Annotated in this window: 9 protein-coding genes; 1 reads left to right on the plus strand and 8 read right to left on the minus strand. The window is 62.0% G+C overall.

All coding sequences use genetic code 11. The features are described 5' to 3' along the window. Window positions 1-85: 85 nt before the first annotated feature. From ACOGJB_RS03185 to dcm, 8 genes are all read right to left on the minus strand, one after another. Window positions 86-1507 (minus strand): hypothetical protein, encoded by a 1422-nt coding sequence (locus tag ACOGJB_RS03185; RefSeq protein ID WP_419839382.1) that lies wholly within the window; start codon window positions 1505-1507, stop codon window positions 86-88. Between the two features lie 128 nt (window positions 1508-1635). Continuing rightward, window positions 1636-3237, minus strand: a complete 1602-nt coding sequence (locus tag ACOGJB_RS03190) for a response regulator receiver domain (RefSeq protein ID WP_419839383.1) — start codon at window positions 3235-3237, stop codon at window positions 1636-1638. Further along, window positions 3234-6122, minus strand: coding sequence for an ATP-binding protein (locus tag ACOGJB_RS03195; RefSeq protein WP_419839384.1), 2889 nt, complete (start codon window positions 6120-6122; stop codon window positions 3234-3236). The genes ACOGJB_RS03190 and ACOGJB_RS03195 overlap by 4 nt, the downstream gene beginning before the upstream one ends. Continuing rightward, a complete protein-coding gene (locus tag ACOGJB_RS03200) occupies window positions 6119-7246 on the minus strand; it encodes a DNA cytosine methyltransferase (protein ID WP_419839385.1) in 1128 nt (375 codons plus the stop codon). The genes ACOGJB_RS03195 and ACOGJB_RS03200 overlap by 4 nt, the downstream gene beginning before the upstream one ends. A gap of 133 nt (window positions 7247-7379) precedes the next feature. Further along, window positions 7380-10136: a DUF1156 domain-containing protein gene (locus ACOGJB_RS03205; RefSeq protein ID WP_419839386.1), complete on the minus strand. Its 2757-nt coding sequence runs from the start codon at window positions 10134-10136 to the stop codon at window positions 7380-7382. Between the two features lie 48 nt (window positions 10137-10184). Then, window positions 10185-11414 carry a hypothetical protein gene (locus ACOGJB_RS03210; protein WP_419839387.1) on the minus strand — a complete coding sequence of 410 codons (1230 nt, stop codon included), beginning with the start codon at window positions 11412-11414 and terminating at the stop codon, window positions 10185-10187. Next, window positions 11411-13546 (minus strand): sensor histidine kinase, encoded by a 2136-nt coding sequence (locus ACOGJB_RS03215; protein ID WP_419839388.1) that lies wholly within the window; start codon window positions 13544-13546, stop codon window positions 11411-11413. The genes ACOGJB_RS03210 and ACOGJB_RS03215 overlap by 4 nt, the downstream gene beginning before the upstream one ends. A 57-nt stretch (window positions 13547-13603) precedes the next feature. Next, a complete protein-coding gene (gene dcm, locus ACOGJB_RS03220; protein ID WP_419839389.1) occupies window positions 13604-15352 on the minus strand; it encodes a DNA (cytosine-5-)-methyltransferase in 1749 nt (582 codons plus the stop codon). 539 nt (window positions 15353-15891) lie between these two features. Here dcm and ACOGJB_RS03225 point away from each other — a divergent pair. After that, window positions 15892-20307 carry a hypothetical protein gene (locus ACOGJB_RS03225; protein ID WP_419839390.1) on the plus strand — a complete coding sequence of 1472 codons (4416 nt, stop codon included), beginning with the start codon at window positions 15892-15894 and terminating at the stop codon, window positions 20305-20307. Window positions 20308-20335 lie beyond the last annotated feature (28 nt).

The raw sequence follows: 20335 nt of genomic DNA on the forward strand, positions 1-20335 counted from the left end.
TTCTGGCCGTACCAAGGCCAAACGCATGCAGGCCGACATGCAGATGATGTGTCGCCCGCCCCGCGGCCGTCCTGGGGCAGGAGACTCACGATCCCGCCACCCTGCTGCGCAGCTCCCTCATCGATGCACGGGCAGACTCGAGGTTCTCTTGCAGCAGTTCGTCCGGATCGTCGCGGCGTTCTGCTGCGAACCGCAGCCAGCGGGGAAACGCCGAGTTGAGCGTCGCCAGCCACTCAGCGGACGGTTCGAATCCATCACCCACCTCATCGAAGCCCGTCCAGTCCCCGCCGGTCTCGAGTCCGAAGTTCGGGAGCCAGTGCTCGATGAACATGTGCACTTTCGGCGGAGTCCAACGCAGGCCGTCGGCGACGCGACAGGTGCTGTTGAACATTCCGAGCGTGAACGCCAAGTCGCCGAGGTCGCTCGGTCGCTCCGAGGACGGGCGAGCCAGTTTGTTGAATTCCTTGGTGATCTCGACGGCCTCGCCCTCGAAACGGTACGAGCCACGCCGGAACCCCGTCGAGGCAGACGGCACCGCATGAAGCGAATGACCTGGGTCAGCTTCAGGCAGCAGCCGGATTCGCTGACCGACAAGCGGGCGGAGGGAAAGGTCGCCTTCATCGGCATCCCATTCCCAGCCGTCATCGAACAGACCGGCTGCTTCCTCCTTGCTCCGCATCGAGGCGTCGTACTCGGAGATTCCGTGGTCGAGAATCGCACGAGCTTCGGCCAAGCTCAATTCCTCGATCACTTCCGTTCTGTCCGCCTCGCGTATCAGCCCCGCGTTTGCTGATGCGACTGCGAATTGGTACGCCATTCCCCAGAAGTACGGATGAATGGACGACCAGACCTCATGTTCTGATCCATCGGGGCTGGCGTAGGTGACCACGAGGGTCCAGTGGTCATCCCATGCGTCTCGGAGCTTGCGGGCACGCACCGGCTCGGCCGCGCCGAGAGCGATGACCCACTCGGGGACGGCGATGCCCGATTCGATCAACTCGCCAAGCACGGTTCGCGCCTTGGACGTGACAGCAGGTTCGCCGTACACGGCGAGCGCCGCAACTGCGACTGCCCCCGCCTCACTGCGTTCCGACGAGGCGAACTCGAGTGCCTCGGCCTGCTTGGCCCCGTGGTCCGACCAGCTCGTCCTCGTGGAGGTGCCGACGCAGTCCGCGAGCACGGCCTCGGTTTCAAGCAACGAGTGCTCACCGCCGAAGCGCTTGATGCTCCTGTGCAGATCGTCCAGGTACACACCGATCTCGACCGTGAGCGACCGGGGCGCCGACCCGTAGAACTCTCTCAATTCTTGAAGCAGCTCAGCGTTGCTACGGGTGCCAGCGACGCCGCTGCGGGTGCCGGTGTCGGCTTGCTTGCGGCCCGAGCGGTCATCTCCGCTTCGTGTGCCCTTGGGGGTGACCCGGCGGCTGCCGCCACGGGGGGCCCGACGGTGGCCCTTCGGGCTGGGCTTGCCACTGTGTGCGCGCCTGCCTTTCCGCTTGCTGGCCAAGGTGACCTCCGACGCCCAAGTTCCGACATGGGAGGCTGAGGCGCCTCTGCATCTTGCGGGCGACGCCTACGATACGGGCCGCTTCGGTTCCCAGATTCACCCTGGCTCTTGCGCAGGCTCAATCCGGCCTATGTCTGCACGTTTCGCCTCAGCCACTCGGACTGGTCGGTACCGATGCGTGTGGCAGCCGAGCCGAGGGCGTGGACCACCTGCGCCGCCAGATCGGGTCTCAACCGGGTGACGACGCGATAACTGATGCCGTCTTCGTCAGTGAAGTGCCAGTCTGTCGGACCGCCGTGAGCGACTACCGCCCGAGCCTCACCGGGCGCAAATCTCACTTGTATCAGCCGATGCAGATGGGTGTCGAACGAGATGCGAGTAGGCGCACCATCAGGGGAGAGGATCATCGCCTGGGGTTTGTCAGCGTCCGCGCGGACTGGAACGAGCGGAAACGCTCGCGGTTCCCGCAACCGCACACTGTCGCACAAGGGCTGGACGCACAGCCACAGGCACTGGTCGGCATCATCGCCGACCTGGTGAGTTTCCTCCGCCGTTGACTCACGCATGAGCACAACACCGAGTTCAAGCCGCGGTGCCGTACTGCCGAATCCGTTCGTGTTGATGAGAACTGCGAGATCTTCGCTGGACGGCCGGGCGTCAGCTATCGCTGCCGCCAAGTCGGCCGACACCTCCGTAACTTTCGAATCGCTCAGCCCCATGCCGGCCAGCCCGCGCGAAATCGCCTCACAGGCCAGTTCGTCGTCATTGAGACTCTTGAGATCACCTGCAACCTTCGGCGAGCGTCGCAATCTGTCAGCCAGCCGTGATGCATCGCCGGCTGCGATCGCTCTCGCAATCGACTCCGACGAAGCGTCAACATCCCAAGTCCTGGAGATCTCTGCATCGCGCAGTGCAAGTTCCATGTCGCTGCAGAGCAAGCGAATGAACTGTGCTGCTGCCTCATCGGGGTCCGGCAGGAGCGCTCGGTGGATCAAAGCACCAGCGTCCAACCCCTCATTGAAGGTTGCGAGAATCCGCGGTGCAGACTCGCGCAAGGCATTGATGCCGCTGAATGCGAACTCGGACATCAGGCCGCGGTAGACCAGTTCGAGGTCATCACAGATCATTCCCGGCAGTTCGCCGTATTCGGCCGGTTGCCGACGGTCCTCGCCGCCGACCAGCCGGACTCCTGGCTTGCCGAAAACGAGCACCACCGTGTCGCCGCGCCGCACGATGAAATCATCTGCGCCTTCGACGGTTCGAAAATCGGCTGCGTCGATGAGACGTTGCACGACATCGCCAAGACTGTGAGCGCCGGTGAATACCACGACGACGTTGAGTCGCTCGGTGCCATGCGAGGCAATTGCATCGATTGCCTCAATTGTCACCGATTCGTCGCCGTCGATGAGCCAGTCCAGAATCAGCAGATCGGCAATCTGCGCCCCTTGCAGTGCTTGTTGCACCAACCCGGGACCGCCTCCCGCACCCTCCGATTCCTCGCCGGCTTCGAGCACGCTGCACACCACGCCGGATGCGAGGAACGCTCGGACCAGTTCCGACGGGTGAACTGGCGTCTCGTCTTCCTCGGCGGGCACAGCGAGACCTGGTGCCGGATTCTCTGCCCGGCCTGCGGCCGCCTCGTCGTGCAGGCGTTCAAGGGGGCGAAAATCGGCAGCCACTCGGTCATCGATCAGCAGCGCAGTGCGGAAGTAGTCGCCGATGGCGCTCATCGTTGCCGACCACTTGGACCGATGAGGAACTCTGCCCCGTCACTGCAGTCGCCGAGGCCGATGGACCAGCCTGCCCGCTCCAGAACCTGGCTGGCGATGGCCAATCCCAGCCCGCTCCCGCCCGGCCGCGTGGTGAAGCCGAAGTCGAATACGCGATCGGCGACGTCATCGGCGATGCCTGGGCCGCTGTCTCGGTAGAGGATCGTCTCACCGCGGCATCCGATTTCGATGATGCCGGCCTTCTCGGCCTTGGAGCGGCCGATCCAGTACAGGCTGTTGTCGGCAAGATTGACAAAGACCGGATAGAACGTCGACGTGTAGCCCTCAATCTTGAGCGCTCGAAACTCGCGGCTGGCCTCGAGCGTGACGTTCGCTGAGCGCATTCGCTCGTAGAACAGCTCGCCGAGGAATCGTGCGATGTCGCTGCCCTTGATGGTCGTCTTGGTGCGCCGGATCCTCCGCTGCATGGGTGTCAACAGCGTGAGGTAGCTGTCGAGATGATCGAAGTCACGTCGCAGGCTCTCGTACACGCTGACAAGCGGCGGGTTCTTCTTGGCCCACGAACCGACCCGCCGCACATCGCTGCGGATATTGGACACCGTCTGTCGGAACTCGTGATCGACCACGGCCAATGCCATGCCGAGCTGCACGAATTCCAACTGGGCATCTGCTTGCTCTCGAAGCTCCACGATCTCGGCATCGGCGGCCGCGGCGAGCTCGGTCGGCGTCGGGGTGTTCGCGTCGAACACCGCACTGCTCGACCGAACGAGATTTGCGACCCTCATAAGAGCTCTGCGCGAATCGGCCGCAAGCGAGTCGAGTGCTCGCTCGAATTCGGCTTGCTCCTCGATCCAGCCCTGGCCGCCAGCAGCACTCGGCTCAGCGACGGCGCGTAAGCGTTCGTCGAAATCACCGCGAAGTCCTTGAAGAGCCGACCTGACGCTGGCGCTCATGGCGCTCAGCGCCTGTGTCCCTTCATGCTCGGCGTCGCGCACTCGGCTTCGTGCCGAATCGATTCGCTCTCGGACAAACGCGCGGCGCTCGCGCTCGTCCGATTCTGCTGCCACGAGCCGGGCCTCGACATCGGCAGCCAGTTCGTCGACAGCTTTCAGCGCAGGCTGGATGTGCGACTGCTCAACATCGGACAAAGCACGCTCGACGTGAGCCATGTCTCGCCGCATCGACTCTGTTGGCGCAAACCCTTCGGGCTCATCGAACGTCAGAGGCTCGATGAGCCGGCGCAGTGCATGCTTGGCCTCGCCTACGCGTCTCGTCGCTGGCTGCAGGCGGTCGGCAGAATCGAGGTCGGCGCGCAGCTCGTCGACGATGCTCGAGGCCTTCTGCCCGATGTCGGTCGCGTTGAGAAGCCGTTCTGCGGCAACGAGCTGGCCGCTGAGCCGGCGTCGTCCGGCAGCGGCCCGCTTGTCTCGTTCCTTGCGCAGCTGGTCTTGCCTCACCAAGCGTTCTCGGCCCTGCTCGTAGGCACGGACCTCAGGTGCGTTGGTGCGGAAGTATCTGGCCGCCAGCTCGACAAGAAGGTTCATCAGCAGGCTGCGGAAGTCGGAGTAGGCGCGGCCTCCGGTGAAGCCTTCTCTGCCCGCCTTCTCCTGCAGCCCGGGATTCCGCCCGCTGGTGAGGCGAATGGCGCCGAACATCCGCCGGTAGGAGAAGAAGTAGTAGCCGGCGCCGAGGGTCCGCCGTTCCTCGATCTCGAGGTAGTCCACGTCTGGTCGGCCATATGGCTGCACGCGGATGCCGTCCTTGTAGACGTACAGGCCGCCGAGCTTCCGCAGCTTTGTGTTCATCACTCGGAACGCCTCGGGGTCGAGCATCGATTCGCTGGCCATGCCCTGTACGACCCCGACCTCGAACGTGAACGGGCCGCAACGAGGCATCAACGAGTCCGGGCACGAAACCTCGAGGCCGGTCGCGCCCTCGTCGAAGATCCGGATGGTGCCTGAGAAGTTGCCGCGCTCGTCGAACTCGCCGCGTATGTGGTGATCGGCCTGGTCGAATTCATCCGCACCGAAGAACTCGTTGGGATCGAGTCGGCTCTCGCTGTCGCCTCCGCCGCGGTGGTCCATGACGTCGACCGAGAATTCCGGCGTCGTGGCCTCCCGAAGCCACACGTCGGTGAACCCGTGCAGCGTTCGGTCGAACAGGGAGGCCTTGTCGGATCCTTGTGGCTCGATGTCGGCTGGGAGATCTTCCGACACTGGCGAGATCAGGAAGGTCGTGCCGGCCTTCTCGAGGGCCTGCAAGCCTGGAATGGCCCTGTAGGGATCTTCGGGCAACGCGTCGATAGTCGCACGCACGGCGTCAAGTCTTTGTTGCCATGTCGGCGAACCGTCTCGCTGCCGGAAACGCTCGACTGCCTCGCGAAGAGGAACCTTGAGGCGACGCAGGTCGTCGGCGGCCAATACATCGGCATCCAGCTCGATCAGGCCCACTGGCACTTCGTCGAGGTCAATGCCTGGCAGCTCGAACATCTGCCAGTTCACGAACGCGGCTACCGCGGGGCAACCGTTTCGCTTCGATAACACGAGGACCTGGCGGCCGAGCGCCCCGATGGCGAACCGGCCGATGCCCTTCTCGCCGAGTTGCACTCTGGGCTGCATGCCAAGCGGTTCGGCGACGGGCGAGCGGTCCAACTTCGACTCGGTGGCGATCGTCAGCCACGACTGCTGAAACGTCTCAAGGTCCATTCCCACGCCGTCATCGCTCACCGCCAACGTGTAGAGATTGCGGTGGTAGTCCGCGATGGCGTATGTGGCGTAGGCATCGTGGGCGTTCTTGAATAGCTCGCTCAGCGCCGTGGGCAGGTTCGCGATCTGCTGCCTGCCGAGCATGTCGACCGCTCGCGCCCTGGCTCGAAACCCAGTCACGCTGCGTTCCTCATCGCGACTCTGCCGTCTGAGGCCGGGCTCGGCGGTTCAGCACTCGCGGCATTGCTGTGCCGCCCATGAGCCGCGGCCACGTGCTCGACGAAATGCTGTCCATACCGCCGCGCCAGCAAGACCGGAACCGCATTGCCGATCTGCCGAGCCTGCGCGGTCAGTCCCCCGGCGAACAGGAACGAATCCGGGAACGTCTGCAGGCGCGCTGCTTCGCGGGCGGTGAGCGCACGATGCTCGCTCGGGTGGCCGAATCGTCCATTGCTGTAGCTGATGCACTTCGTGGTCAAGGTCGGCGCCGGCTTGTCCCAGCTCAGTCGCCCGTAGACATCGGTGTGGCCGCTGAAGCCGTCGCGGTGACAGTCGGGCCACAGGTGCTCCGGCCAGTTCCGCCGGTCGCCGCCCTCCGGCGTGGCCTCGATGCGCTGCCGATTCAGCGGCGAGAGGCGCATGGCTCTGTGGCTGCTGACCGAGGCCGCTTCGGGCCCGTCGACATCGGGCGGCAGCGAGCCGATCCAGTCGCGCACTGTCGCATGCGGCAGCCCGGCGTCGGGGCCGTGCGTCGGCGGCGGCATGCCGATCGGCCTCAGGCTGCTCGCGATGAGCACGAGCCGGCGCCTGGTCTGGGGCACCCCATAATCCGCGCTCGAGATGGTGCCGTACGCCACATGGTGAGTCTTGGACAGTTCATCGGTGAATTCGGCGAAGGGACCGTGCTGCGTCGACGCTCGCTGCATCCCGGGCACGTTCTCGACGAAGACCAGCGCCGGTTGCAGCGTCTCGATGAATCGCAGCAGTTCGAGCAACAGATCCGATCGTTGGTCTTGGCCGGTCGCGGCGTTTCGGTGCCCGGCGAAGGGCTGACACGGCGCGCAGCCAGCAAGGAGCCGGATGGCCTCGCTCCTCGGCGGCAGCGACGCAGCGACCTCCTGGGGGTCGAGTTCTCGAATGTCGCGCTTGATCGCCGTGGTGGACGGAAAGTTCAACCGAAAGGTCTCGACAGCTTCACTGTCCCAGTCTGTGGCAAATGCCGGACGGATCCCAGCGTCGGCGAACCCCCGCGCGGTGCCACCACAGCCGGAGAAGAAGTCTGCGAGAACGATGTCGGCACTCATGCAATCTTCTCCTGCGCCTCCATCTGCACCGTGACCAGAACCCGGCCGCGCAGGCCCCCATGGGTGCAGTCAACCAAAGCGGTGTGACAGAGCGGAACCGGGATCCAGCAACAGCGACAACGGTTCGATCGGCTCATTGTGAGAACATCTCTCCTTCGACTGGCGCCGTGGCGCGAGCGGCCGCTGCTACGGCACCCTCGCGCAGGCTGGGCCAAGCGGTGATGAGGCTGTTGTAGGCGTTGGCCTCGGCGGCCCAGCCGTTGTCGTTGGCCTTCTGGTACAGCAGATAGGCGAGCTGGCGTGCCCGGTCGGCGTTACCGCCGAGGGTGTGGAGCAGATCAGCTGCCTCTGACTCGGAGCGCTCCAAGGCCGCAACGAGGTACTGCAGAGCCTCCCAGATGGTGAAGCGGTCGTCCTCGGCAGGCGACCATGGCTGCTTGAGTTCGTCGCGCCGGTTGAGGCGAAACTTGCCGCCTCGCGCCTCGCCGATGCCCGACTCGTCAAGCCCCTCAAGCGATGTGTTTTTGGCCTTGGCCACGCTCTCCGCATCGCCAGAAGACCCTGGCCCGTACTGGTATTCGGAGAACCAGGTCAGCGCGAACCGGGTGTCGCGGTCCAATTCGGCTTCTTCGCCGTCCAGCACCTCGCCCAGCACATCGTTGATGATCGACAGCGCCGCAGACACTCGCATCGTGGTCCCATCGGCCTCGACGACCTTGGCATACCGCGAGAACACCTTGATCCCTGGCCCGATCGTGGATTGGGCCATATCGACCGGCGCGATATTGCCTGATTGCAAGATGCGCACGGCCTCGGGCAGTTCAGTCCGCAGCGCAGCGATAAATTCACCTCGGCTGGCCATGACTGCCGAGTCTGTTCGCGGCCGGCACGCGAGCACGATCGACGACGCCAACGCATTGGTACCCGAAGCCACGAGTCGGTTGCTGAGTTCAGTACGCATCGGCCAGGTTGCGGTCACTTGCAATCCGGCCTCGAGCACGGCTTGAAGGAAAGTGTCCCAGCCAGTCGTGCGGACTTCACCGTCTTTGGCCTCAGTGGCCTTGTAGGCGTAATAGATCGTGGAGGGCGTGGTGCTTGGGCCTGCGCCAGCTACTTCGCGCATGAATTCGGCCATTCCCGACTCGAAGTGCATCTCCGCCTCAGGTTTCGAGCCGGCGCGATACCGATTGGCGATCAATTCCTCCGACTTCGGCGTCAGCAGCGTGGAACACTCATCAGGCCAGACGTCTGCGAGGCCCTTGCGCAACCACACGTAGAAGAAATCCGACAGATCGGCGTACGAGATGTTGTCGTAGTAGGGAGGATCGGTTGACACGGCCGCATCATCGGCTTCGCGCACCCGCGCTCGTGCGTCGCGCTGCTCTGCAGATCCCGGAACCGTCGCCGGCAAACGCTCAAGTGCTCTGACGACGCTTCCCAGAGAAACGCGATAGTCGCCACCCGCCTCGCCGAATACATTGTTCTCAGCGAAATCCCACACCATGGGTATCGCTTGACGACCGAACAAGTTACGTACTTGCGTTCGAGAAGACTCCCAACGGCACAGCGCATTGCACATATCGGCTAGGCGACTGATACCTAGTGCAAGGTAGGTAACAACGGCGTCGGCGTAGGCATCAGCTTCGCGACCGCCGTCACGCAGACGCGCGCCATCGCCTGTGCTTCCCGCTGAAATCCCGTCGCCGCGCACTCTTTCGGCAACTTCGGAGAGCAGATCCGAGAACGTCGTGAGAGCAACCAACTGCCGAGGCGTGAAGAGCTTCCACCACTCGTCTAGTCCGTAGACGTACACGGTGCCACCGGTTAGCCTTTCCGGGTTCCTTCCCGAAGGTCGCCACGACGGTTTCGTCGACATCGCTTCCTTGGCGTCAGTGGCATCGGGCGAGAGGAAGACCCTGCCTCGGTCGCTCTGTGCGACAACTGATATCAGTTGTCGCTCCATCCGCCCGGCGCGGCTCTCAGCCTTGATGTATTCACCGGAGATGGCTGCACCTGTAGCCAAGCAAGTTCCTCGTCCGCGTTCAACAGTTCGGCCGTAGAGCGGTTCGCCGCCTTCCCGTACTGCGTAGCTAATCGACTGCGCAGCCCGGTCGACAATGGGTTCAATCCAGATCGATGGCTTGCCCTTCTTCTTCGAAAGTGTCCACGACGCCACGAGCGGCACATGGCCTGACCAGCTCGGATCAGGCGACTCCACAGTCCGCGCCCAAATCCACGCAATTGGTGTCAGCTTCTCGCCGCCGGGCCCGGTGGCATCCGGGTAGAGGTGCCCAATACGCCGTTCAGCCTCGTCGCGCATCCAACGGCCGTACGCCTCCACGTCCGCCGCCAACCCCTGTGCCCGCTCCCAGGTGGTCAGACTCTTGTCAATTTCGGGATGTACCGGCGGCAGGCAAGCGAAGCGTGGCGGGATCTCGATCATCGCCTTGTTGATCAGCACCGCAACCGGGTTCAGATCCCCAGCTAGCGCTGTCAGCCCGAGCCGCTGCGCCTCCAGCGGAATGGCCCCGCCACCAGCAAACGGATCCAAGATCGGTGGAGGTCCTTCTGGGAAAGCCCGGTCGATCTCGGCTCGGGCATCCGCCAGCACATCGGCGTCGTTGGAGTTCTCCCACTTGACCAGCCGTTCCAAGATCCGAAACAGCCGCTGTCGTTCAGCCTCCTGCGCATCCGCAGTCAGCAGCAAGTCGCCGTCGGGGTCCCGGTACCCCACGGCCGACGGATCGTCCACCAGCGATGCCCAGATCACCGCCCGAGCTGTCGCCAGCGGCCGCCGCGCCCACCACAGATGCAACGTCGACGGGTGTCCATGGCGAATCGACTTCTCCCGCGCCGCTTCAGCGTTGATCGCCGCCAACGGCAGCGCCACCTCAATCAGCTTCGGCCCATTCACGGCTTACTCTGCTGGGGCACCCGATTAATCGGCGTCATCGGTTTCGGCAACACTACGTTGCATGCGATCCAGCGTCACCCGCAGGTTGAGATCCGGAACGCCAATCCTGCCTACAAAGCGGACATATTGCTGCGACAACGCCTGTGCAAATGGGCTGTCAAGCGACGCAACCTTATCCAGCTCAAGAAAATCATCAAGCTGCATACTCGCAACCTGCTGTAGATCAACCAACAAATCCGGGAGACCCCACGCCGCGGGCAAGAAGAAATAGCGGTCAGCTTGGCCATGCTCGGGTCGAGAAGTCAGCAAACGCTCCAAACGTTGTCTCGAACTATTGCTCGGGCTGCCATCTTTGATGCCTTCTTGCCACTTCGCAAATTGGTCAAATTCTTCTACCGGCCGACAGGTGCCCATCAGCACGAAATCGGCCTTGGTCACCTGTGTCATATTGTCATCGCTACCAAGTCCGACTAGGTCACATGTCGGCGTTAAGAGCACTAGGTAGCGCTTTTCTACCGCGTCGCCTGCCGGAGCACTAACGGGCGAAGCTCGATAAATGTCCCCTGTTGCGTACTCAATTTGCGGTTGCGCGACATAATATCTGTGGGGATGAATCGCATCTGATGGGACAGACGCCCTCTCGTCATCCGGCACCTCTGCAACCGCTTCAGCAATTTGATCAGCATTCAGATCGAAGGCCGTACTAAGCTGACGTGCGAGCAAATATGCTATATCTGGCGCACTGTCTTCAATCTGCTGCCAATTCCGTGTGACAAAAGTCTCCACAAAATCTCTTACCGTTTCGTCTACACTGTCATGAATCCTTCTCAGAATAGAAGGTAGCCCGCTATTGACAGCATCGACGACCGCGCCAAGCAACTCTTCAACATTCGGGCCTTTCTCGACGGCCTGAACGAATGGCGGGTCCACCAACTCCCCAATTGCGCTAGGATCACCCGCATAGAATATTATCGGCAGGAACTGGTGACAACGCACACCCTCGAAGACTTCTCGACCCGCGTCCTCCGGAACGGCACCGCCAACTGAATCACGCAAGATATCCAGTATCAACACATCGAACTTGCGATTAGACAGGTGCTCAAGTGCCACTCCGAAGTCGTGCTCAGTGTCGACCGCGGCTTCATCAAATGGCACCGCCAACCGGCCGGCCAAGGACTGCTGAATATTGCCGGCCACACTCTCAGCTAGAGCGACATCGTCATCAACCAGCAAGATGCGGATAGGTGTTGTCACGTCACTCGCTTTCGAAATACAGCTCGGAACCTTGCACCACCTAGCTCGCCAGGCGATAACAGTTCTAGATTTCCGTCGTAGTAATCCTTAATGATCGTTCCGGCTATCGCTAGTCCGAGACCCGTCCCGTCCGGCTTCGTACTGAAGTACGCGTCGAAGATATGGTCTTGGTCGTGATCCGCTATACCTGGGCCAGAGTCCTCAACCATGATCGATAGTGCATCGTCTTCGCATCGCGTGACGGAAATATCAACTTTACGTTTATCACGCGGCACCTTCATCAACCAATGCAAACTATTGTTGAGTAGGTTGAACAGAACCTCTTGTGTCTCAGTTCCGTCGAGCGATACCTCATGCTGCGTCGGCGATATTGTGATTTGAACGCCTGCTTCATCCATTTGGGGTGCCATGAGGCCGACAACATTATTGATCGCTGATTCGACAGTGAATCGCTGTGGGCGTCCCCGCTTTCGGCCACCGAAGGGCTTCACTCTCTTGATGACTTCGTCGATTCTTTGATTCTGTTCTTGGATGCGTTCGAATTGTGCTAGCACTTGACCCGCAGATTGATCTAGCTCGTGGCCATGAGACGCTAAGGCATTCGTCAACTCGACGCCCGCATAGGCGGTATGTCCGATGGTAGCGATCGGCTGAGCGGCTTCATGCACAATGATGTCAACGAGTTGACCTAGCGTTGCAAGGCGGTGATATTGAGCTAGCGTCTCTCCCGCGTGCCGAAGTCGATCATCAATTTCCTGCTGCGCGCTCGCGACATGCTGCTGCGCCTCAGTATCCCCTGGGTAACGTTCGCTGAGCAAGTCCGTAATGGGCGAAAGATCTACAGGGGACAACAAGCTCGGACGACTCTGACGAGATGCTCTAGGTCGTTGCTTGTAACGCTCCTGCTCGAGCAAGGCGATCAATTGTCCAATTGTATCCCGGAGGCTATCGAGCGCCGGCCCCTCTATCAGGCCTTCGCGATTCGATTGGTCGCGTAGGTTGGGATTGCCATCACGGGTAATACGTACATAGCCGATAATTTGGTTGTTAGACAAACGCAGTGTCGGATTGTTCACACGACGTAGGTCCAATCGCAACCAGTCGTTCCGCGGTTCGCCATACGGTAACACTCGGAAGCGGTCACGATAGATGCTGATGCCGCTGGCGCCATCGAGTGCTTCTCGTGCGATCTTCGCCGTGCGAGCTATCTGCCTAAGTGATGCGGTATCTCGATCCCAAACATTAAGCGAGAAAAGGAATGGGCCACATGGCAGGATGCTTCCGTCCGGAGTCAGGTCGACATCTTCCGTGTCGATCTGTTGGCTGTCCTTCAATTGCATCATCACTGTCGCGACTCCGCGCTCGTTCACCTCCGCTATGAGCTGATAGTTTGGCTTCTGGAAAATCTCGTCTTGCTGAATTTCGCCGTCAAAACCGAGATCATCGGGGCCAACAAATTCGATGCGGAAATCACGCTCGATATCAGGGTTGCTGTCGAGAGGGCTGATGAGGCGGGCGAGCGCATTTTGGGCAACTTGGACATCGTGTCGGGTCCAGCGAGACCGTAGTCTGTCTATCTTCAACAAGGTGCCACTCGCGCATACCTGCTCCAATTGACTGTGACCACCTATAATGGAACTTCTGGACCAAATCGCTGCGCTCTCGGCATTGGCGGCATCAAAGAAGCTCGCAGGCCTTGATTCAAACTCTACATCGACCTGGTCAAGATATAAGTCTGCATTCTCGAAGTCCGACCAATCTACTCGAAGCCGGACCTCGTCATGATTCTTCATTTTCGAGGTGATCTCAAGCTGCTCCCCGAGCTTTGCTGTCGCGAACCGTCCTACGCCCTTCTCGCCGAGCACGCGCCGGCCACTCCTCGTGACCTTTTCGCGTGCCCGGTACGCAGTTGCCGGCTCCAACCACGCACCAAGCAATGTCTGCTCCGACATACCACAGCCGTCGTCAAGAATGTGTATGCATGCGGTATTGGGGTCAAGTGAGCCATCGGAGCGCACGCCCCCTTGGAATCTGATCATCACGTGGTGCGCATCTGCGTCGTAAGCGTTCTTCACCAATTCCGACAAGGCCACAATCTCACTGCTGATAAGCTCATTGCCGAGCGTTGCCATAAGGCGAGCTCGTGGCCTGAAGGCGCGATGTTCAGTGCGGGTCTTGGACGCCATGCATCAACCGATCTCCGTTGCCCAATGATGCACACAAGCATTGCGCATAGGACACTCCTCACAATTGGGCGTTGGCTTGCAAATCGCGCGGCCAAGGCAATGCAGGGCTGCGTTACAGTATCCGGCATTTTCGCCACTGCCTGCGAGTTTCGCGAGTTCTAGGCGAAGGTCTGAACGTCTGGTCGCACTGCGCGAGGCGTAGCCCATCAAGCGACTCACCGCGCGGAGCACAGGCGCGGATGCCACCAGCCTCGTAGTTTCTCCCGCCAAGAGGCTGACCCATGCGGCGGAAGCCAACAACGATTCCGAAACGATCGATCGACCATGAGATATGGAACCCTCGATTGCCTCCTGCTCGATGCCTTCAAGATCCAACGATTTCGCGCAGCCGGCAAGATGTTCCCGCACGGCGGCGCGATCGCCACGAATGTCAGGGGGCGTTGACGATGGTACGGCTTCAACGGATTCCAAACGGTCTGATCCTCCGTGATTGGATTTGTCCTTTTCTGCAATCGAATCGCGGAGGCCGTCAATCAATGCCGTCCCCATAGCTTCAGCTAGCGTCGGTGGTACTGCGTTACCGATCTGTCGAAATTGGTGCGATCGAGCACCGGCAAAGCGAAAGCTGTCGGGAAATGTTTGGAGGCGTGCAGCTTCGCGAACCGAGATTGTTCGAGGTTGCCCTGGATGGATATACCAGTAGCCGTCCTTGGCTAGGTGGGCTGTGATGGTCCGAGACAGGCCCTCCCACGAAAGTCGGTTGTACTTGTCATTGAAGATGTCGCGACGGTAGCGCCGGAGCCTCTCGGGTAGTTCACCGTACTTCATACCCGGCTGCAAGATGCTGAAGGCCTCCAGATCGTCGCTGCGGACAGGCCGTGTGTAGTGATCGTGGACCAAGTTCGCAGCATCGCCGAAACAGTCTTTGCGGGCCTTGCGTGCGAATTCGCTCCCGGGTTCCCCGGAGTATGACAGTTCCGGCGACCCCACTGGACGCTCGGCAATGACCCTGAGCGCTGGCAGGTCGCCGATCGCATCGCGAACTGACACTGCTTCGCTTATCTCGCTCTCACGAGGCCAATCGAACGCTGGCCCTCCACGCATGCCTACGACGATCAATCGGCGACGCTGCTGCGGCACGCCGTACCCGCGAGCACCGACAATGCGGGCGTCAGCCTGATAGCCCGATTGCTCCAGTCGGTCCAGCAGCAGCCGCACCACCATCATGTCGTCTCCGAGCGCCATGTCGGGGACGTTCTCCATTAGGACGACCCTTGGCTCCAAGCGCTCGACCACGTCCAAGAACGACTGCCAGAGCTCCCGTCGCTGGTCGTTGGCATCTCGTGCGCCCGTCTCCACGAGGCTTCGAAGCTTGGCGCGTCCGGCCAGCGAGAACGGCTGGCAGGGCGGTCCACCGGCGACGAGGTCGATATCGAGGCCTTCGCACTGCGAGACCACCGCATCGCGGCCGTCCTCGGTGCCGAGGTCGAGCGCTACGGCTCTGCCCGGAAAATTGTGGCTGTGCGACTCGAGCGACCACGCGTCCGTGTCGACGGACAGCGCAACTCGGTAGCCAGCAGCCTCCAAACCCCAGCTCAACCCACCAGCGCCGCAAAAGAGGTCCACAGCAAGCGGCCGGTCCTGATGCTCGGCCCACTCGTGCCAAACCTCGTCCGGGGGGGCCTCAGCGTGACGCGGGAGCGACCAGGGTTTATCGCCGCCCACTGCCATCGGCGCCGTTGATTGATCCATACCGTCGCCCCTGCGTGCTTGGCGAGTGCCCCTCTGGTGACCACCCATCGGGTAAGCGTGCTCGCAAGCAGACTGTACCGACGAGGTGCCACATCATCCGCGCCAATTGGCCGTCGACCGGGGTCGCCGCTTCGGCCACGCGCTGCTCACCGCAGCATTGCAGTGTCAGACAGAAGGGCGGAGCTGCCCGGAAGCTCGCGATGCCGGGGCGCACGCGCACAGAGGCAACACCACCTCGCTCAGCTTCGACATGAATGCGGTTCGTGTAGCGGCAGGCATCGGCGCTATCCCGACTGGGATGTCAGCTCGGTGAACATGTCTCGCACGCAGTGCGCTCAGACTGATGCCCCGTGCTCACTGCTGGGAGTGCGATGTGACACCCGAGAAGGCCACAATGATGGCCCCGCGCAACGCGAACAACCGCCTCAGCTCACAGCCGACGTCTCTGCGACGTCGCAGGAAGCGCTCGGATAGCCGGAGCTGGCAGCCGGAATCGACGTTCGACCCGACGGGGTCACCTCGTACGATTGGGAAGCACCATGAGCGCCATCGAAAGCAGCGCCGGCCAGCCGGATGACACAGCGCACGGCGCGGTGGAGGCGGCACTGGAGCGCATCGCGCGCGCTACCCGCTTCTACGACTTCGAGGACGCTTGGATCTCGGGGCTGCGCGCGGTTTCCACATCGGGTGACAACGAACTGCGCGACCGAGTGCTGATCGCTGCGGGCCAACGGCTCCATTCGCTTGGCGAGCTACATGATGACGCCGCACGACGACGCTGGCTTGAGCAGATCGCTGCGGAAGTGCAGCTGCGCGGCGAAGAGCCTCTGAGTGCCGGTCTGCAGACGATCGCGACAGCCGAACTGCGAGAAACATTTGCTCGTGCCGCCGACGACCTTTCCCATCTGCGGAAATCGGTCGCATCGGGCGAGAGTCTCAACGAGCTGGCCGGTCGATTCCCCCGACCGGCGAACCGCGTCCGTGACCTCGGGCACATCGTGGAATCGCTTCGCGGCAGCGGTCTGCTGGCGCTGTGCTCTGCCGAAGACTGTGAAGTCGCGCGTGACTTGGAGCGAGCGATGAAGCCTCCCGTCCATCTCGTACCGACCGTGCCGGAATCGTTGAGGGTGAGTCGGGACGACCTGATCCAATGGGCGAAGTCTGCAAACGCGGACAGGGAGTTCCCGCGGCTGGTGCGCGGCCTCATCGCCGAGACCGAGCCGTCAGCCCAGTGGATCGACATGCCTGCGGGAACAGGGGTGGCGTTGTCTGGCTTGGATGGCGTCGTGCGGTGCGCTCGCGGGAATCGCTTCGTGCCCGCGGGGAAATCGATATGGGAGCTCACGACACAGCAGAGCAGTACCCACAACAAGGCAGCGGACGACTACTCGAAGCGGCTCAAGGACTTCGCACCCAGCCAGCGCGACGAGATTGCGTACGTGTCGGTTGCATGCGCCCCTTGGGACAGGCGACGCTCCTTCGAGTCTGGACGCTCCAGCGAAGATGACTTCGGCAGAGTCAGCGCCTTGAACGTCGACAGCCTGGAAGATTGGCTTGCCTGCGCTGTCGCTACGACCATCTGGATGCGCGAACAGATCGGCAAGCCGACCTCGGGCATCGCCCTGTTGGCAAGAGAGTCGGAGAAGTGGCTGGCAGCGACGAACCCGCCACTGGACGAGGGCGTGGTGCTCGCAGGGAGAGAGCAAGAGGCCAAGGCCTTGCGCGATCGCTGCAGGGAGAGTCGGGGGGCCATCACCGTTGGCGGTCAAGTACACCTTGACGAGATCATCGCGTTCGTCGCTGCGGCGCTCAGTGGGGGTGGCGCCGCGGGTAGGGATATGGACCACGTGCTCTACGTGGACAGCCACGAAGCGGCTGCGGCGTTGTTCGTGCAGGATGCCCTGACAACTCAGCCAGGCTTGCCGTCGAATGCTGGCGTGCTGACGATGGTGGTGCCGTCAGCGGAGTTTGCAAAGCACCTGCCCATCGGGAGTCCGCATCGAATGATCGTGCCGACGCCTGGTATCCCGCAGGCAGCCGTCACACTGGGCGCTGCCGATTCAGAGGTGGTCGCGAAACGGCTCGAATCAGCGGGATTCGATCTGCACGAGGCCCAAGAACTCGGCAGCATCGCTCGCACCAGCTTGATCGCACTGCGACGGCGACTGGCCAAGGATCCGGCTTTGCACACGCCAGAGTGGGCCAAGGGGCACATCGACAGGACCGTGCGGCGAACCCTGCTCCTCGGCAGCTGGAACAACGCTCGCCAAGGCGACCTCGAAATGGTGGAGCAATTCCTCGGGCGCTCATACAGGGACGTGACCGACGGCATGAATGAGTTGGGTCTCGGTGATGCACCGATGGCATCAGTCGGTGATCTGTGGCATTCCGTGTCGCCGGCGGATACCTGGATGCTGCTGCGAGACCAGATCGACGACGCCGATGTCCAGGAATTCGCCGACGTCGCCCATGACGTGCTCACTGCCCGTGACCCTCTCAGCGACTTGTCCGGCGACGATCTCTTCCGCGCGCAGATCGAAGGCGTCGAAGCCAAGTATTCCCCTCAGCTTCGACGCGGGATCGCAACGACGCTCGCGCTCGCCGGGAGCCAGGGTGCTGCCGCGTCAGGCCAAGGATTTGCGGGCGGTGTCGTCCAACGCTTGCTCCAATCAGCCAAGGACGATGCGACGCCACGTACTTGGACAGCAATCTCCGACATGTTGCCGCTGCTCGCCGAGGCTGATCCCGATGTCGTGCTGCAAGCTCTTCGGAGCTGCATCGCCGAACAGCATGCGTTCACCCGCACCATGTTCACTGATGACGACACCGATGGATTCGGCTTCTGGGCACCGTCGCCGCATCGTCAGGTATTGGACGCGCTGCGAGTGATGGCGTGGTCAGCCGACCACTTGCTCGCCGCTACTGATCTGCTCGCACAATTTGCCTCGATTGACTCCAGTAGGCGACGTGAGAACCGGCTAAGCGCGCGAGACCTCGACCGGCTGCTGGAGAGCCTCATTTCGATCATGTGCCCGTGGATGCCGCACACCTCGGCGACCGTCGAGGACCGATTGTCGGCAGTCAGAATGCTGCGACGGTCCCATCCAAGCATTGCGTGGCATCTGATGCTGTCGATGCTGCCGAGCCGCCACAGTGTCCAGACATCGGGAAGTCCACCTCGTTACCGCAACTGGAGGCCCATCCAGCCCACAGTCTCTCGCCGCGAATATGCCGAGACGGTCTCGGCCGTCCCAGCGATGCTGCTCGATGACATCGACCGCGACCCCCACCATTGGGTTGACCTGATCGCCCGCATGGGAGACCTTCCCAGCGAGACCCGTCACAATGCGATTCATCGTCTGTGCGGTGTTGCCGAGAGCCAGCCCGACGAGTCACTGAAGGATTTGGTGTGGCCCGTGCTTCGGGACTTCGTGGCGCGCCACCGGCAGTTCAGCGATACCGAATGGGCGCTTCCCGAAGCCGAACTCGAACCTCTCGACGGAGTGCTCGAACTCCTGCGGCCATCCGACACCGGCGTCTCCTACGGGTACCTCTTCTCGTCACGCACCCCAACCATCGAAGGCGTTGACAGCGCTGCGGGATGGCAAGCCCGTCGTGAGGCACTTGAACAGAAGCAAACCGAGGCCGTCGATGAGATCCTGCGCGACCGCGGGTTCGAAGCGGTACTTGAACTTGCCGCCGCCGCTGACCGGCCCGATCAGGTCGGCGGCGCCCTCGCACCAAACAAGCCGCCTCGCGACCGCGAGGTTGTGGGAGCCCTCCAATCTGGAGACGACACCATCACGCGATTCGCGATGGGCTATTTCAATCGTCGTTTTGCTGCGTTGGGCTGGGACGGCATCGAGCGTTTGCTCCGTGATCATCGCCTGGGCCCTCGTGGTGAGGCAGCAGTCCTCCGCTCGGCACCTGCGGATTCCAAAGCATGGAGGCGGGTCGACAAGCACAGCCCCGGCGTTGCCTCCGCCTACTGGGATCAAGTCGGTCCGTACGAGTTGGGTCACTCGCACGAGATGGACGAATTGCGTTCCATCTGTCATCGCCTGCGCGACGCCAAACGGCATGATGTCGTGCTGGAGTTGCTCTGGCGTGAACTCGGAAGCCGTTCGCCCACTTGTGAATTCGCTTCGGAGGCGGCCGAGAGCCTTGAGCAGTGGCTGAATCATCTCGCTGACGCCTCAGATGTGTCAGCGCTAGCTCGTGCAGACGTCATCGAGCTTCTCGGCGTGCTCGACGCACACCGCGATTGCATCGGCATCGACCGTCTGGCCATGCTCGAATGGCACTTTCTCGCGCAGCTCGGACACCTTCCGGATTTCAAAGCACCCAACCTGTACCGAGGAATCGCCAGCGACCCAGAGATGTTCGTGCATCTCGTCGAATTGGCGTTCAAGCCCGCCGACGCCGAGCCGGGCGACGAGCTCGCGGAGAAAGAACGCCGACAGCGCATCGCATCAAATGCCTATTGGGTGCTGCACGAGTGGCCGGTAGGGCAATTCGCCCCCGGCGTCGACGACGGCGTGCTCAGCGCAAGCCATCTCAACGATTGGGTTGACCGCGTGCGCTCACTACTGGCGGCGACAGATCGAGTCGCGGCAGGCGAAAGCGCAATCGGTCACGCGCTCGCGGCATCGCCCCCGAATCCCGAGGGGCTATGGCCTGCCGAGGCAGTCGTTGACCTCCTGGAGCTATTGCAGAATGAAGACATCGAGAGCGGCCTGCTCAGCGCCGTGAGCAACCAACGTGGCATCACATCACGCTCGTTCACTGAAGGTGGTGACCAAGAACGGGAACACGCAATGCACTACCGAGAGATGAGCCGTCGATTCAGGGCGCGGCCCCGAACGGCAGCGCTCTTCGAGAGTTTGGCCAGCATGTACGACCGCGAGGCCCTCGTCTGCGACCGCGAGGCCGAGGTTCGTCGCCGAGGGCTGTGAATGCCGGCCGACCACAGAAGAGCGCAGT

Source organism: Candidatus Poriferisodalis sp., from assembly GCF_965208895.1.
Lineage (GTDB): Bacteria > Actinomycetota > Acidimicrobiia > Acidimicrobiales > Poriferisodalaceae > Poriferisodalis.

Bases quoted from the DNA above. Each gene is read 5' to 3' on its own strand.
- ACOGJB_RS03190 (WP_419839383.1), bottom strand. From the start codon at position 3,237: ATGAGCGCCATCGGCGACTACTTCCGCACTGCGCTGCTGATCGATGAC.
- ACOGJB_RS03200 (WP_419839385.1), bottom strand. From the start codon at position 7,246: ATGAGTGCCGACATCGTTCTCGCAGACTTCTTCTCCGGCTGTGGTGGC.
- ACOGJB_RS03215 (WP_419839388.1), bottom strand. From the start codon at position 13,546: ATGGCAACGCTCGGCAATGAGCTTATCAGCAGTGAGATTGTGGCCTTG.
- dcm (WP_419839389.1), bottom strand. From the start codon at position 15,352: ATGGATCAATCAACGGCGCCGATGGCAGTGGGCGGCGATAAACCCTGG.
- ACOGJB_RS03225 (WP_419839390.1), top strand. From the start codon at position 15,892: ATGAGCGCCATCGAAAGCAGCGCCGGCCAGCCGGATGACACAGCGCAC.